This is a genomic window from Acidobacteriota bacterium (genome assembly GCA_030697165.1).
Taxonomy (GTDB): Bacteria; Acidobacteriota; Vicinamibacteria; order Vicinamibacterales; family UBA2999; genus 12-FULL-67-14b.
This window is the reverse complement of sequence record JAUYQQ010000010.1, coordinates 213,507-228,925: the sequence shown is the minus strand read 5'-3', so window position 1 is coordinate 228,925 and position 15,419 is coordinate 213,507. Positions and strand designations below refer to the sequence as shown.

Sequence of the window (15,419 nt, the reverse complement as noted above, 5' to 3'; positions counted from 1 at the left end):
GGGCCGCTTCGGCGAGACCTCGCCGTAGCTCGTCGTCTTGAGCCGAGCGGAGGCGGGCCCGACTCCCGACTCCCGACTCCCGACTCCCGTCTCCCGACCCCCGACCCCCGACTCCCGACTCCCGACTCCCGTCAAGGAACATACGCCGCGGCCATCGGGCGCCAGTACGGCCAGTCGTGTTTGGAATCGTTCCACACGTGCAGGGCGTGCGGGATGCCCTTGGCGCGCAGGATCGCCGCGAACTGTTCGTTGGGGGCCCGGCAGATGTCGTGGTCGCCGGTGACGATCACCCACTTGTTGCGCCGGAACTGATCCAGGTAGTACGGATCCGACAGCCCCGGCAGGAAGGCCGGCGGGTTGAGGAAGTAGCAGTCCTCGTCGTGGTAGCCGTCGAGAAACTGGGTGATGTCGAAGGCGCCGCCCATGGTGATGCACGACGTGAACGTATACGGGTGCCGCAGCGCCAGCGCCATGGCGTGATAGGCGCCAAAGCTGCAGCCGGTCACGCCGATGTTGTCGTGGCGGGTGAGGTGACGCACGAGCGGCACGACCTCGTTCAGGAGGTAGTCCTCGTAGTGCAGGTGCCGCTCGACCCGGTGGCGCGGGTGAATCTTCTTGCAGTACCAGCTTTCGCTGTCGACCGACGACACGCAAAACAACCGTAGCCGGCCGTGCTCCAGCTTGTCGGCCAGGGCGCCGACCATCCCCCGGTCCTCGTACTCGAAAAACGCCCCCTGCGACGAAGGAAACACGATGACCGGCGGGCCATCGTGCCCGAAGATCAGCAGCTCCATGTCGCGGTTCAGCGAGCGGGAAAACCACTTATGGTGGTCGCGGGTCATGCACCCTGAAGCCTATACTGATCGTGCGGCCCGATGCACCCTCCGAACGCCACGCTCCAACGGCACGAGCAGTTCCATTCCGCCTTCCTGCCCGACGACCGCGACCTGCTGGTCTGGCTGCCCCCCGGCTATGCCGGCGACCCAGGCCGCCGCTACCCCGTGCTTTATATGCACGACGGGCAGAACCTGTTCGATCCCGAGACCGCCTTTCAGCCGGGCGAGCACTGGCGGGTCGGCGAAACCGCGGCCGGGCTGATCGCGGCCGGCGAGCTCCACCCGTTGATCATCGTCGGTATCTACAACACCGGTGACGAGCGGATTCACGAGTACACCCCCACGAAGGATGCGCGGCTCGGCGGCGGGCTGGCCGGCGCGTACGGCCGCCTGATCGTCGAAGAAGTGAAGCCCCTCATCGATCGCACCTATCGCACGCTGCCGGATGCCGCCCATACCGGCCTTGGGGGCTCGTCGCTTGGCGGGCTGGTGACGCTGCATCTGGGCTTCACGCATCCCGAGGTGTTCAGCCGCCTGGCCGTGCTGTCGCCGTCGGTGTGGTGGGACCGGCGCGCGGTCCTGAAGACGGTGCGCCAGGCCCGGCCCAGGCCCGCGTTGCGGCTGTGGGTGGACATGGGTACCGCCGAAGGGCGCCGCGGCCTGGACGATGCGCGGTTATTGAAGGCGGCGCTCGTGGGGGCGGGATACGCCGAAGGCGTGGACTTGCACTACGCCGAGTTCGAGGGCGCGACGCACAGCGAAGCCGCCTGGGCGGCACGCGCGGGCGCCATGCTCGCGTGGCTGTATCCGCCGCGGCCCTGATCAAGCACCAGGTTGTGGAGCTCCAGCACACTTGGAGGTAAACTCGACCAAGGCTTGAGAGCTGTAGGTCCCTCTATTGTCGAGGTGGAAGTGCACCAAAACCTTGACATTGCTGGGCTATTCACTCCACTATGCATCCGAGATGTCTCGCCGCGAAAAGGTTGTTACGGCGAAGCGTCCAGCGAATCCTGCGGGACACACCCCGCGCGGGCAATCGCCCGCCGCCATCGATCAAGATCATAAGAATTCTCTGGAGGACAGCATGACGACCGAAAGCGTCGCATCGGCGACCGACCCCATCATTCGCAAGTGGACCCTGGCTGCGGCGGGTGCTGGACTCATTCCGGTGCCTCTGGTTGACCTTGCCGCCATCGCCGCCATCCAGCTGAAGATGGTTGCGGATTTGTCGTCGCACTACGAGATCCCATTCAGCAAGAACCAGGGCAAGGCTGCGCTCGGCGCGTTGACCGGCACGGCCGTGTCGCGGCAGCTGGCGCCAATTGCCGGAAGCTTGCTGAAGGCCATCCCGGTCATCGGCCAGGCCGGCGGAGTGTTGGCGATGGGTGTCTCGGGCGGCGCGGCCACCTACGCGGTGGGTCGCGTGTTCGACATGCACTTTGCCGGCGGCGGCACGCTACTGGACTTCGACGCATCCAAGGTCAAGAGCGTGTTTACGCGCGAGTACGAAAAGGGCAAGGCTGTCGCCCGAGCCTGACCGATTCGAGAATCGCAGGGCCCGCGTCGCACAATGCGATGCGGGCCCGTCTTCTGTACCGTCAGCGAAGTTAATTAATGAAGAGAAGGTTCGATCGCCTCGTGGCCCGACGAGTTCTGTCTGCACTCGCGCTTTGTGCCGCCATGTCGGCTGGCCTGTCGGCGCAGCAACCGGCGCCGCCGCCGGCTCAAGGGCAGCCTGCCGGGGCCCCCGCCGATTCCGCCGCCAAGCCGCCCGGCTACGGCCAGTGGTGGCTCAAGCATGCACGCGAAGTGACCCCACAGCCTCCCGGATGGCTGTTCCACATCGAAGGACAAGGGTCGTTCGCGAACCAGACCGGTTCGATCTCGGGCTTTGAATACACGCTTGACACTCTCTCTGCGCAGCGAAAGGGCCTGGTCACCAACCAGGTCGGCGTGTCCTTCGTCCTCCAGGAATCGCGATCTCAAGACGGCAACTTCAAGCAGACAACGGCCAAGGTCTCAGACATGGTCATGGTCAACATCGCCAGGTCGTGGGATCTGGTCACGGCCGCGATCTGGGAGAAGGATGAACCGAAGCATGTGCTCCACCGCCGGACAGTTCTCCAAGGTCTGACTCGTTACTTCACGCCGGGCGACGGGCGCTCGCTCGGCCTGTCGGCCGCCATCGGGTACGAATGGGAAGACTTGGAGAACGAAAACGGCGAGGTGGATCAGCAAAGCCCGGTGATCTACCTGCGGAACATCTTCGCGACACCAGTCGCCAGGAAAGGCCTGCTCTCGCACAACCTCGAGTTGTTTTACGATCTCGAGAACAACAACGATGTCCGGGTGAATTGGGACGTCAGCCTCAGTTATCAGCTGACGCCGCACATCTCGATCGGCCCGGCCGCGAAGATCCGTTACGATGCGCAACCAGTGGTGCAAGTGCAGTCGACCGACACGATGGCCATGATCGCCGTCCAGTTCAGGTGACCGGAGCGAACTATGAACGTCCTCATCCCGATCTATCTGGTGCTTTGCCTCATCGCAGCGTTCTTCGGCAGGCGTCGCGCCATGGGATTCTTTGGGACGTTATTGTTCTCGTTGCTCTTGACCCCGATCTTGGTCGGTGCGGTCTTGCTCCTGACCGCGCCCCGTCCGGTAATTGCCGGTAAAATGAGAGTTTGATCCAATCGGGCGGTTAGCGTGCGCCTGTTCATCGTGGCCCGACTTCGAACCACACGGTCCGCAGCGGCCGCCGGTTACCGAGAAACTCATCCATGGTGCAAAAACACGGAAGCTCATCTATGTCTGTCGTGATTCGGCAGCTGGCGCCTTATATTGCCGCCGCGCTGACGCTGCTCGCCCTGACGTTTGTCGTGCCCGGCGTCAATCCCTACCGACCCCCGTTGATGGACCTCACGGGGTCGGTCGCGATCGCCGCCTATTACCTGACGCTCAGTGGCGCCGGCAATGTCGCGCCCCTTACCGCCACCGTCATCATCCTGTTCCTGGTCGCGCGTCCCGGCATCAGCTGGGGCCGTCGCCTGAAGGAATTCGTCGCCGTCTTTGTCGTGGTGTTTGGGACCATGCAAGGTTGGATGTTCGCGGAGTCCCTCCTGAAGGATCTCGCGCGGCAGCCGCGCCCGGTGATTGTCGAACTCGCGACGCAGCCGGCCGTCGCCCCGTCGCTGCAGATGCCGATTGACGCCTTCTACGAGCTGCGCGCCTACAACCCCAATGACCGTCGCGCCCACCTCGAGAAGGTCCTTGGGCCTGAGTTCAACGCGACTGCGATGGACCCGAGAATTCGCAACCACTGGCAGGGTATGACGGACTACGGATTCCCGTCGGGCCATTCAGTCGGCGCCATGATGAACGCGATGTTCGCACTGGCGATGGCCTTCAGCTACCTGTCACGCAAACGATGGTGGTTTGCCTACCTGGTATTCGCATGGGGCATCGCCATCTGCTATTCGCGGCCGATCCTCCGTGAGCATTCACCCATCCAGGTTCTGGTGGGTGGTACGATCGGCGTGTGCCTCGCGTTGTTCGCGGTCATGGTCTCGCGCCTGATTATCGACAAGTACCTCGCACCGGCCAGCGGGCAGCAGACTGCCTCCTGACGGCGCGGGCCGTGAAGTAGTGTTTGTGAAGTCGTAATTTCGCCCGCCTCCGTGAAGGCGCGCATTTAACACCAGCGCGACGCGAGCCTTTTTGCCCGGGCTGCGACTACTGCAACTTTCTCAGACGTCTGTCGACGCCCGGTGGCCAGCAAGCCACTGGCGTCACTTGGGGGTTTCCGTCCGATGATCCTTCCGCCGTTCCACCTTCCGCAGGCCGATGCGGGCGCGGCAGCCGTGACCGCGGCCGCCGCCGTTCGGGCGGCGCTGCTCCGCGATCCCAGCGTGGACCTCTGCGAAGTGGCGGTACGCGACAACGCGTCGGCTGGGCAGGTTCTGTCAGCGTGGCTCGTGCCGAGCGGACCTCTGCACCTCGATCGGCTCGCCAGGCTTCAGGACGAGATGACCAGGCTCGTGCCGTTCGCCGTCGAACTGATCCCGGTATCCACGATCCCCTTCACCGATCAGGGCGGGGTCGATTGGGACGCGCTCCACCAGGTTGAAGTTGTCGGCCAGGCAGTGCTGGCGGCGTGGGAATCGGCGGTGTCGCGACTGCCCGAAGTCAGCCGCGCAGCGGTCGTGGCCGGGTCACGGGAAGCGACCGAACAACGGTGGCACCTGGCGGATGTGCTTCCCGACTGGAAGACGGTGCTGGCGCCGGCCGTTCAAACGCAGATGCGGCGGCTCGACGAGCCGGCCGCCACCGCCAGGAGCGGCCCGCTCCCGCTGGCCCTCCGCGCGGGTGACGCGCGCGATCCCGCTTACGCCGTCCCGCCGACGCTGGTCGACTCCTTGGTTCAGACGGCGCAGCGCGTCGCCGGCGACCGCATCTTCTTCGTCGACGCATCCGGCTCGCGCGCCCTGAGTTACGCGGACCTGCTACAGCGCGCCGAGCGGGTTCTGGGCGGGCTGCGCGACCACGGGCTCTTGCCCGGCGACAAGGTCATCCTGCAATTGGTTGGCAACGACGACATTCTCGAGGCCTTCTGGGGATGTGTCCTCGGCGGTTTCGTGCCGGTCATTGCCGCCGTGCCGAAGGCGTACCTCAGCTCCGACCGCGAGTTCCAGCAGCTGTGCCGCGTGTGGGAGGCGATCGGGCGACCGTGGCTGATCGTGCCCGCCGGCCAGGCGGCGTCCGCACTGGAACGCGATCTCGATCCGGCCAGGCTGATCACGCTCGAGTCGCTGCGCCGCCATCAACCCGACCATCGGCACCACGCCGCTCAGCCTCACGACGTCGCGTTCTTCAGCCTCACGTCCGGAAGCACCGGCACGCCCAAGTCGGTAATGCTCACCCACCATTCGGTGCTGCAACGCGCCGCCGGCGTCGACCAGCTGTGCGGCTGGGGCTCCGACGACGTCGTGGTCAACTGGCTGCCGCTGGATCACATCGGCAGCATCTCTGACTGGCACCTGCGCTGCGTCGCAACCGGCAGCACGCTCGTGTATGCGCCCAAAGAGTACGTCCTGGCCAAACCGCTGCGATGGCTCGACCTGATCGATCGCTTTCGCGCCACCCACAGCTGGTCGCCGAATTTTGCGTACTCCCTGGTCAACCGCGCGCTGGAGAAGCCCCACGATCGGACCTGGGACTTGTCGTGCCTGACGACCCTGCTCTCGGCCGGCGAATCCGTCTCGCTTAGTATCGTCGACAGATTCCGGGAACTGCTGGCGCCTCACGGATTGACGCCGACCGTGATCCGGCCGGCGTTCGGGATGGCGGAAACCGGATCCGGCATCACGTACTTCCAGCCCACCGCCGACATCCCCGGCCGAATCTTCAACGTTGACCGTCATTCGCTGTCTGGCGGGCTGGTGATGCGCGAGCCCGGCCACCCGGACGCCATACCGTTCGTCAGCCTGGGACCGCCGATTCCCGGTGTCACGATCAAGATCGTCGACGCGAACGGCGACACGTTACCCGAACAGCGAATCGGCCAGCTCTACATTGCCGGTGACGCGGTCTCGGCGGGGTACTTCAGGGACGATGCCGCGACCCGGGCCGTGTTTCGGGACGATGGCTGGTTCGACAGCGGCGACCTTGCTTTCCTGTCTGGCGGCGAACTCGTCATCACCGGCCGTGCCAAGGAAAGCCTGATCGTCAACGGCGCAAACTTCTACAACAGCGAGATCGAGGCCGCGGTCGAAGAGGTGCCCGGCGTCAGCGTCAGTTTCTGCGCGGCGTGCGCGGTGCGGCCGAGCCCGGCGGCCGCCGAAGCCGTCGCGATCTTCTTTCATACTCCCGCCACTGATGATGCCGACGTCCGTGAGCTGATTGGCCAAATCCGCGCGACGCTGGCGCGACGGCTCGGTTTGAAGCCCGATTTCCTGCTGCCGGTGAGCAGGGAAGACATTCCGAAGTCGCCAATCGGGAAGCTCCTGCGGTCGCAGTTGGCCGCGCGGTTCGAGCGTGACGAATTTGCCGGCGTCCTTCGTCGCGTCGACGTGCTGATGGCCAACGAGCACACGATGCCGAACTGGTTCTTCCGTGCCACCTGGCGGCCGAAGCAGTCGCCGGCGGCCGACGGCCGTCCCGCGTTTGCCAACACCCTGCTCTTTGCCGGCGGGTCCCACGCCGGCGAGTTGGCCGGGGCGGCAATGGCGACAACCGGCACGGCCGTGGTTCGCGTCGAGCGCGCCGACACCTTCAGTGCAACGTCGCCGGGACGCTATTCGCTACCGCCGGCCGACGTCGACTGCTATCGACAGCTGTTGACCCGGTTACGCGGCCTGCAGGCCTTTCCCGATCGGATCGTTCACTGCTGGAATCATGGCGGTGGCGATGACAGCGCCGCCAGCACGGAATTTCTGGCGCTGATCGGCGCGCTGGCAGAGTTGAAAGCGCCCGGCGAAATCATCCAACTGGACGTGCTCACGTCGGGCGCCCGCGTGCTCGCGACCGGCGATGCCTTTGTCGCCGGACGCGCGGCGATCGCCGGTCTCGTGAAGACGATTGCCGCCGAGCACCCATGGCTGGTGTGCCGCCATGTCGATGCTCCTGACAACGAGTCGACGGCTGCCCTGGTGGCGGACGAGCTCAGCCTCCCTCCGGCCGACAAGGAAGTCGCCCTGCGCGCCGGTGGGCGTTTCGTGCCGCGCCTCGAGCAGGTGCAAATCGACGGCCTGGGCGGATCGGTTCCATTCACGAACGGCGGCCGATATGTCATTCACGGCGGCCTCGATGGCGTCGGTCCCGAGGTGGCGCGGTACCTCGCCACGCGCCACGGCGCCCAGGTGCTGTTGCTCGGCGATCCACGAAGCAACCAGGTGCCCGTGAGCAGCGTCCCTTCCGGCGTCACCGTCGAACAGTATCGAGAGCCGGCCGAGTTGCCGCAATGCATCGCCGGCTTCGAGCTGCGCAGCGGCGGCGTGCTTGACGGCATCATCCACGTGTCCGGCCTGCATCGCGAGCGCGCCCTGCTGGACGAGGCGGCGGACGACCTCGGGCGCGAGCTTGCTCGCGAGGTCGACAGCTGCCGGCACCTGTGTGAGGTGGCCCGCAACCGTCCCTCGTCGTTGTTCATCTCCTTCACCTCGGCCGCGGGCTTCTTTGGCGGCGCCACCGCGGGCGCGACTTCGGCGGCGGCCGCCGAAGTCACAGCGATGACCGACGACCTTCGGGTCCACACCGGGCAGCCGTGTTACACCTTTGCCTGGTCGCTGTGGAGCCATCAGGCCGAGAGCGCCGCCGGCGATTCCTCGCAGCTGGCCCGCGCGTCCGGTTTTCAGCCCGTGTCGATCCGGCAGGGCCTGTTCAGCTTGCTGGCGGGACTGCAATGTGGCCCGGATTCCTACGTGATCGGCCTCGATGCGCAGCATCCCAGGGTTCGATCGAGAATGGCCACCCGGCCGATGCCGCTGCTGCAGCCGGTGGTGTGTTTCAGCGCGCCTTCGCTAGTCGACGTGGACGCCCTGGCCGGACTCACCGTCCGCGACCACCACGGGAGCGCCAGCCTGGCGAGGTTCCAGCAGCTCCAGGAGCCCGAGTCGGTGCGCCGGGCGCAGGTCGAGTTGTGGCCCTCGGTTGCGGAGTACTTCGTCTACGACGACCTGCTGTATCACGTGCTTGCGCATGATGAACGCCGCAATCACAGCTACAAGGTCGCGATCGAGCGGTCGGTCAAGGACAAGGTCGTCGTCGAGATCGGCACCGGCAAGGAAGCCATCCTCGCCCGGTTCTGCGTCGACGCCGGCGCGCGGAAGGTGTATGCGATCGAGATCGGTGACGAGGCGTTTCGCGATGCCACCGCGCTCGTCGCGAAGCTCGGACTGCAGGACACGATTGAGCTGATTCATGGCGACGCGGCGCAGGTCGAGCTGCCGGAGCTCGCCGACGTCTGTGTCTCCGAGATTGTCGGCCCCATTGGCGGTTGCGAAGGTGCCGCCGTCCTGATCAACGATGCGCGCCGGTTCCTCAAGCCCGGCGGCATCATGATCCCGGCGCGAAGCGTCACCACCATCGCCGCGGCGACGTTGCCGGCCGCGGTGTTGCGCAATCCCGGCTTCAACGATGTCCCCGGCTCGTACGTGCCGAAGATCTTCGACGAAATCGGCCGGCCGTTCGATGTCCGATTGTGTGTCAAGAACGTCGACGAGACGCGGCTCGTCTCCAGCATCGCGACCTTCGAGGACCTCGACTTCAATCGGCCAATCCCGCTCGAAGAGTCACACGACATCGAGCTCGTGATCGATCGCGACGCCCGCCTCGATGGGTTTCTCGTCTGGCTCAATCTGCACACCATCGACGGCGAGGTCATCAATACCCTGCAGTACGAATACTGCTGGTTGCCGGTATTCCTGCCGGTGTTCGATCCTGGTGTCGAGGTGACGGCCGGCGACCGCATTGTCGCCAGCATCGAGCGCCGATTGTGCGAGAACCGGCTCAATCCCGACTTCCGCGTCCGTGGCCGCCTGATTCGGGCGTCCGGCGAGCAGCTGGCGTTTACGCACGACTCGCTGCATCACGAGGGCGCCTACCGCGGCACGCCGCTGTACGACCGGCTGTTCGGCCGCGAGCCCAATGGGTTGTACCTCGACGGTTACCGCCGCGATCTGTACCGGAGGTTGCCGGAAATGCCGGTCGGCGCAGACGGCGCGATCGACCGCCAGCTGCTTCCGGTGCCCGGCCGCGGCGCTGCCGGCCGCGAGGCCGACGTCGCGCCGGCGACTGCGACCGAACAGAAGATTGCCGCCATCTGGCAGGACGTGCTCGAGGTCGGCCAGGTCGGCCTGTTCAGCAACTTCTTCGAACTGGGGGGCCATTCGCTGTTGCTGGTGCAGATGCACGAGCGGCTGAGGGACGAGTTCACCACTCCGTTCACGCTGGTCGAGTTGTTCAAGTACCCGACGGTCGCGAGCCTGGCGCAATTTCTCGATGACGGCCACGCGGCGGGGTCGCCGGCGGCGGCCCAGGGCCGCGACCAGGCCGCACGGCGCCGGTCACGGCGGTCGATGTCGACCGCCGACACCGACGTGGCAGTGATCGGCATGTCGTGCCGGTTTCCCGGCGCCGACGACCTCGACACCTTCTGGAACAACCTCGCGGGCGGCGTCGAGTCGATCACGTTCTTCAGCGACGAAGAGGTGGCGCGCTCGGGCATCGATTCGCGTTCGGCACGCGACCCCAACTACGTCAAGGCGAGTTCGATCCTGTCGGACGTCGCGGGCTTCGATCCCGACTTCTTCGGCATGAGCACCCGCGAAGCCGTGCTGATGGACCCGCAACAGCGCGTGTTCCTCGAGTGCGCGTGGGAGGTACTGGAGGACGCCGGCTACGACCCGCTGACCTATCCCGGCCCGATTGGCGTGTATGCCGGCGCCAGCATGAACACCTACCTGCTGAACCAGGTCTTGCCCAATCGCGGCACGCTCGACAGCCGCGACGACCTCGGCGTGACGACGCTCGACTCGATGGGCGGCTTTCAATTGATGATCGGCAGCGACAAGGACTACCTGCCGACCCAGGCCGCCTATCGCTTGAACCTGCGCGGTCCGGCGGTCAACGTGCAGACGGCGTGTTCCACCACCCTGGTTGCCATTCATCTCGCCGTCCGCAGCCTGCTCGACGGTGAATGTGACATCTGCCTGGCCGGCGGGGCGTCGATCAAGGTGCCGCAAGCCGCGGGGCACCTGTACCAGGACGGCATGATCGTCTCGCCGGACGGGCACTGCCGCGCCTTCGATGCCAAGGCACAGGGCACCATTTTCGGCAGCGGCGTCGGCATTGTCGCCCTGAAGCGCGCCGCCGACGCGGTGGCCGACGGCGATCACATCTACGCGGTCATCAAGGGCACCGCGGTCAACAACGACGGCGGCACCAAGGTGGGCTACATGTCGCCGAGCGGCGATGGCCAGGCGTCGGTGGCCGCCGAAGCACTGGCGGTGGCCGAGGTCGCGGCCGAATCGATTACCTATGTCGAGGCGCACGGCACGGCCACGGAGCTCGGCGACCCGATCGAAATTGCCGGGCTGACGCAGGCGTTTCGCGGCGCCGAGCTGCGGCCGCATTCGTGTGCCGTCGGCTCAGTAAAGACCAACGTCGGTCACCTGCAAATCGTGTCGGGCGCCGCCGGGTTCATCAAGACAGCCCTGGCGCTGCACCATGCGAAGATCCCCGCCTCGCTGCATTACGAGCGGCCGAATCCGGCCATCGATTTCGCCAGCACTCCGTTCTACGTGAATACCAGCCTGACCGACTGGACGGTCGCCACGGGCACGCGCCTCGCCGGCGTCAACTCGTTGGGCATCGGCGGCACCAACGCGCACGTCATTCTCGAAGAGGCGCCACCGCGACTGGCCGCGACCAACGCGGTGGAACGCCGCGCGCATGTGCTCACGGTGTCGGGCAAGACCGAGGCGGCACTGTGGCAGCAAGTGTCGCGCTACATCGACCATCTCGACACCCATCCTGACGCCGTGATCGGCGATCTCTGCTTCACGGCCAACGCCGGTCGCCATCATTTCGATTATCGAATCGCCGTGACCGGCGCCACCACGAGCGACCTGCGCGCCGCGCTGGCCGAGCAGCGGCGCCAACAGCAGGCCGGCCGCGCGCCGGTGCCGGCGGTTGCCGGGGCCAGACCGCGGGTGGTGTTCCTGTTCACTGGACAGGGCGCTCAGTACGCCGGCATGTGCCGCGAGCTGTTCGAGACCCAGCCGACCTTCCGCCGCACCCTCGAGCGCTGCCAGGAAATTCTGCGCGACATCCTCGATGTGCCGCTGCTGGATCTGCTGTATGCCGCCGAGAGCGCAGGCGGCGCGAGCCGGATTGACGAGACTGCCCACACGCAGCCGGCGCTGTTTGCCATCGAATACGCCCTTGCTGAGTTGTGGCAGTCGTGGGGCATTCGTCCAGACGCCTGTCTCGGGCACAGCGTTGGCGAGTATGTGGCCGCGTGCGTCGCCGGCGTCTTCAGCCTGGAGGACGCACTGCGGTTGGTGGCCGAGCGCGGGCGGCTCATGCAGCAACTGCCGAATGACGGTGCGATGGCGATGATCCACGCCGGGGCGGGCGCCCTCGACCAGTTTCTCGCGGCCCACCCAAACGACCTCAGCGTCGCGGCGGTCAACGCACCGGCCAACACGGTGGTTTCCGGCTCGCGCCTCGCGCTCGACCAGCTGTTGGCGCAGCTCGACAAGGCCGGTGTGACGTGGCAGAGGCTGACGACCTCGCACGCGTTCCATTCGCCGCTGGTGGAGCCGATGCTCGACGCCTTCGAGGCGCGCGCCGCCACCGTCACGTTTTCGCCTCCGCGGATTCCGGTCATTGCCAATCGCGACGGCCTGCCGGCCGGCGACGAGATCACCACGCCCGGGTATTGGCGCCGGCACGCGCGCGAGCCGGTGGCGTTCATGGCCGGCATCACGCACCTCGAACGGCAGGGGCATTCGGTATTCCTGGAGGTTGGTCCTCACCCGGCGTTGCTGCGGCTGGCGCGCGAGACCTGGACCGGCGCCGACGCCCGATGGCTGCAGAGCTGCCGCCGCAACCACTCCGACTGGGACGGCCTGCTGGCCAGCGTCGCTGAGCTGTACATGCTCGGCTGCGACGTGGACTGGCACGCCTTCGATCACGACTACGAACGGCGGCGCCTGAGGCTGCCGACCTATCCCTTCCAGCGGCGTCAATGCTGGATGAACGCGCCGGCGCCACAGGTGGCAGCGGAGATCCCGCCGCCGGTAGCGCGTACGTCACAGGCGACCACGCATCCGCTGCTCGGTCGCAAGATTCGATCGGCCGTGACGCTTTATGAATCCGAGCTGGGCACCGACACGCCCGCGTGGCTCGGCGACCATCGCGTGTTCGACACCGTCGTCACCCCGGCCGCGGCCATGCTCGAAATGGTGCGGGCCGCCGCCATCGGGCATTTCAAGACGAGCGCGATCTCGATCGACAACAGCGCCATTCATCAAGCGCTGGTGCTGCCGCCCACGGGGCGCCGTACGGTGCAGCTGGTGGTCGAGCCGCGCGTCGGCGACTCGGCCGCCTTCCGCCTGATGGCACTCGACGATGCGACCGGCGATGACACGTGGCAGCTTCACTTCGCCGGTGAGATCTCGGCGCGAACGTCGCCGCCATCATCAGCGGGACCCGTCTCTCTGGACCGTCCTGCCGATGCCGTGTCCGGACGCGCGTGGTATCAGCAGTGCCAGGAGTGGGGCGCGGCCTTCGGTCCGGCCTTTTTGTCGCTCGAGTGGTTGCATCGCGGACCGGGCACGACCTCGTCCGCGATCGTGGTCCCGGAGCATCTGGCCGACCAGCCGGGATACGGCATCCATCCGATCCTGCTGGACGGCGCGCTGCAAACCGCGGTCGCCTCGCTGCCAGACGGCGGAGTGCACTTGCCGCTGTCGTTCGATCGCTGTGAGATCCGATCGTCGCAGTGCCGTCGTGCCATCTGCCACGTGCGACGGCACGAACGCAGCGGCTCGAGCCTGGGTCAAGTTGACATCGAGATGTTCGACGACCGCGGCGCGCTGCTCGCGCGCATCACCGGGCTGACGTTGCGGCCGGCCCGCCGCGAAGCCATCCGGCCCGTGACGGCCGCCGCCGGCCGCTACCGGGTCAGCTGGACCCGCGATGCGTCGCCACCGACGGTGGCGGTATCGGATGAGATTCGCCGCTATCTCATCGTGTCGGATTCAGAGGAGGCGGCGGCTCGCGTCGTCGAGCAGCTTCGCACCCGCGGTGCGCTGTCCACGGTCGGCGTGCACGCGCCAGCCTTTGACCGCCCGGCCGACGATCGGCTTACGCTCAACCTGGATCAGCCTGAGGACGTCCGGCGCATGCTGACCGCCGTGGTCGCCGCGCCCGACCGGCTCGATGGCGTGGTCTACCTGTCTCTCTCGGGCGGCAGTGGCGATGCGACCGGCGCGCCCGATGCCGCGGAACGCGATTGCCGGCGGCTGCTGAACTTTGTGCAGGCGGCGGCGCAATTCGACGTCGTCAATGGGCCGTCGCTGTGCGTGGTCACATGCGGCGCCCAGCCGATCGGCGACTCGCCGGTGGCGGTGGACCCGGCCAGGACCGCGCTGTGGGGAATGGCCACTGTGATTGCGCTCGAACATTCCGAGTGGCGTCCGGTGCTCGTCGATGTCGATCCGCGATCGTGGCGAGACGATCTGGCCGGCGTGGTTGACGATGTCCTGTTGGCCGCGAGTCCGTCGCCCGGCGGCGGTGAGGACCGGGTCGCCTATCGGGGCGGCCAGCGGCATGTCGCGCGGCTGATGCCGCTGCCGGCGGGTTCCGGGCACGATCGCGCGGTGGTTCGCGGCGATGCCGCCTACTTGATCACCGGCGGACTCGGGGCGCTCGGCCTCGAGACTGCCGGGTGGCTCGCGGCGCGCGGCGCTGGCACGATTGTGCTGGCCGGCCGGCGAGCCCTGCCGGCATCGTCCGAGCTGGCCCTGGAAACGCTGAAGCAACGCGGTGCGCGCGTCGTGGTCGTCCAGCTCGACGTGACGGACGAAGCCCAGGTGGCCGCGCTCATCGCTCGCATCAACGCCGAGATCGCGCCGCTCAAGGGCGTGATCCACGCCGCCGGTCTGCTCGAGGACGGGATTCTGATCAACCAGCAGGCCGATCAGTTCTCTCGGGTGCTGGCACCGAAGACGCGTGGCGCGTGGAATCTCCACGTGCACACGCAGAATCTGGCCCTCGACTTTTTCGTGTTGTACAGCTCGCTGGCCTCGGTCACCGGCTCGCCGGGCCAGGCCAACTATGCCGCGGCCAATGCGTTTCTCGACGGCCTGGCCTGGTATCGCCGCGAACGGAATCTGCCGGCACTGAGCATCAACTGGGGACGCTGGGCGGACGTGGGTCTGGCTGCGGGCGTTGAGGCCGTCGGCGGCTGGCACCTCGAGGGGTTTGGCGCGCTCACCAATGACGAGGCGTTCGCGCATCTCGACAGCCTGATGCGGTCGAACCATGCCCAGGTCAGCGTCTCGCCAATCGAGGTGTCGAGGCTGGCGGAAGTGTTCAGGCGGCTGCCCTTGTTCCGGTCGCTGGCGCCGGCCGCGGCCGATCGGTTCGAACAGCGCACGTTCCGCGATCGACTGAACGCCGCGCCGGCCGGCCGCCGCCGGGCCATGCTCGAGTCGTTTGTCCGAGAGAGTGTCGCGGCGGTGCTCGGTGTCGAGACGCGCGAACTGACCGATCGTCGCGCCGGATTCTCGTCGCTCGGCATGGACTCGTTGTCGACGCTGGACCTGCGCAATCGCCTGCAGACCGGCTTGCGCGAATCGCTGCCGGCGGCGCTGGCGTTTCACTATCCCAGCCTCGAAACCCTCACGGACTTCCTGGCGACCGGCCTGGTCCGCGAGTCGGACGCGACGCCGGGGACAGTGGGGTCCGCCCCTGAGCGTCCTCTGGTCGGAGCCCGGTCGCGTTCAGAGCTGGACAGTCTGCTGGCCGACCGGATGGCGTCGCTCAAGGACACGTTGAACCGGTCGAACGATTGAC

Annotated in this window: 6 protein-coding genes; 5 read left to right on the top strand and 1 reads right to left on the bottom strand. The window is 66.7% G+C overall.

Annotated elements, in window-relative coordinates:
• Window positions 1-131 precede the first annotated feature (131 nt).
• Window positions 132-842 carry an alpha/beta hydrolase-fold protein gene (locus Q8T13_11045; GenBank protein ID MDP3718290.1) on the bottom strand — a complete coding sequence of 237 codons (711 nt, stop codon included), beginning with the start codon at window positions 840-842 and terminating at the stop codon, window positions 132-134.
• Between the two features lie 33 nt (window positions 843-875).
• Between Q8T13_11045 and Q8T13_11040 the strand changes: the two genes are divergently transcribed.
• The 5 genes from Q8T13_11040 to Q8T13_11020 all read left to right on the top strand — a co-directional run bounded on the left by Q8T13_11040 (window position 876) and on the right by Q8T13_11020 (window position 15,418).
• Window positions 876-1,658, top strand: a complete 783-nt coding sequence (locus Q8T13_11040; GenBank protein ID MDP3718289.1) for an alpha/beta hydrolase-fold protein — start codon at window positions 876-878, stop codon at window positions 1,656-1,658.
• 262 nt (window positions 1,659-1,920) lie between these two features.
• Window positions 1,921-2,373, top strand: coding sequence for a DUF697 domain-containing protein (locus Q8T13_11035; protein ID MDP3718288.1), 453 nt, complete (start codon window positions 1,921-1,923; stop codon window positions 2,371-2,373).
• A 101-nt stretch (window positions 2,374-2,474) separates the two neighbouring features.
• Window positions 2,475-3,329 carry a DUF481 domain-containing protein gene (locus Q8T13_11030; GenBank protein ID MDP3718287.1) on the top strand — a complete coding sequence of 285 codons (855 nt, stop codon included), beginning with the start codon at window positions 2,475-2,477 and terminating at the stop codon, window positions 3,327-3,329.
• Between the two features lie 314 nt (window positions 3,330-3,643).
• A complete protein-coding gene (locus Q8T13_11025) occupies window positions 3,644-4,462 on the top strand; it encodes a phosphatase PAP2 family protein (protein ID MDP3718286.1) in 819 nt (272 codons plus the stop codon).
• A gap of 183 nt (window positions 4,463-4,645) precedes the next feature.
• A complete protein-coding gene (locus tag Q8T13_11020) occupies window positions 4,646-15,418 on the top strand; it encodes an SDR family NAD(P)-dependent oxidoreductase (GenBank protein ID MDP3718285.1) in 10,773 nt (3,590 codons plus the stop codon).
• Window position 15,419 lies beyond the last annotated feature (1 nt).

Coding starts and splice junctions, on each gene's coding strand:
- Q8T13_11045 (MDP3718290.1), bottom strand. CDS start 842: ATGACCCGCGACCACCATAAGTGGTTTTCCCGCTCGCTGAACCGCGAC.
- Q8T13_11040 (MDP3718289.1), top strand. CDS start 876: ATGCACCCTCCGAACGCCACGCTCCAACGGCACGAGCAGTTCCATTCC.
- Q8T13_11035 (MDP3718288.1), top strand. CDS start 1,921: ATGACGACCGAAAGCGTCGCATCGGCGACCGACCCCATCATTCGCAAG.
- Q8T13_11025 (MDP3718286.1), top strand. CDS start 3,644: ATGTCTGTCGTGATTCGGCAGCTGGCGCCTTATATTGCCGCCGCGCTG.
- Q8T13_11020 (MDP3718285.1), top strand. CDS start 4,646: ATGATCCTTCCGCCGTTCCACCTTCCGCAGGCCGATGCGGGCGCGGCA.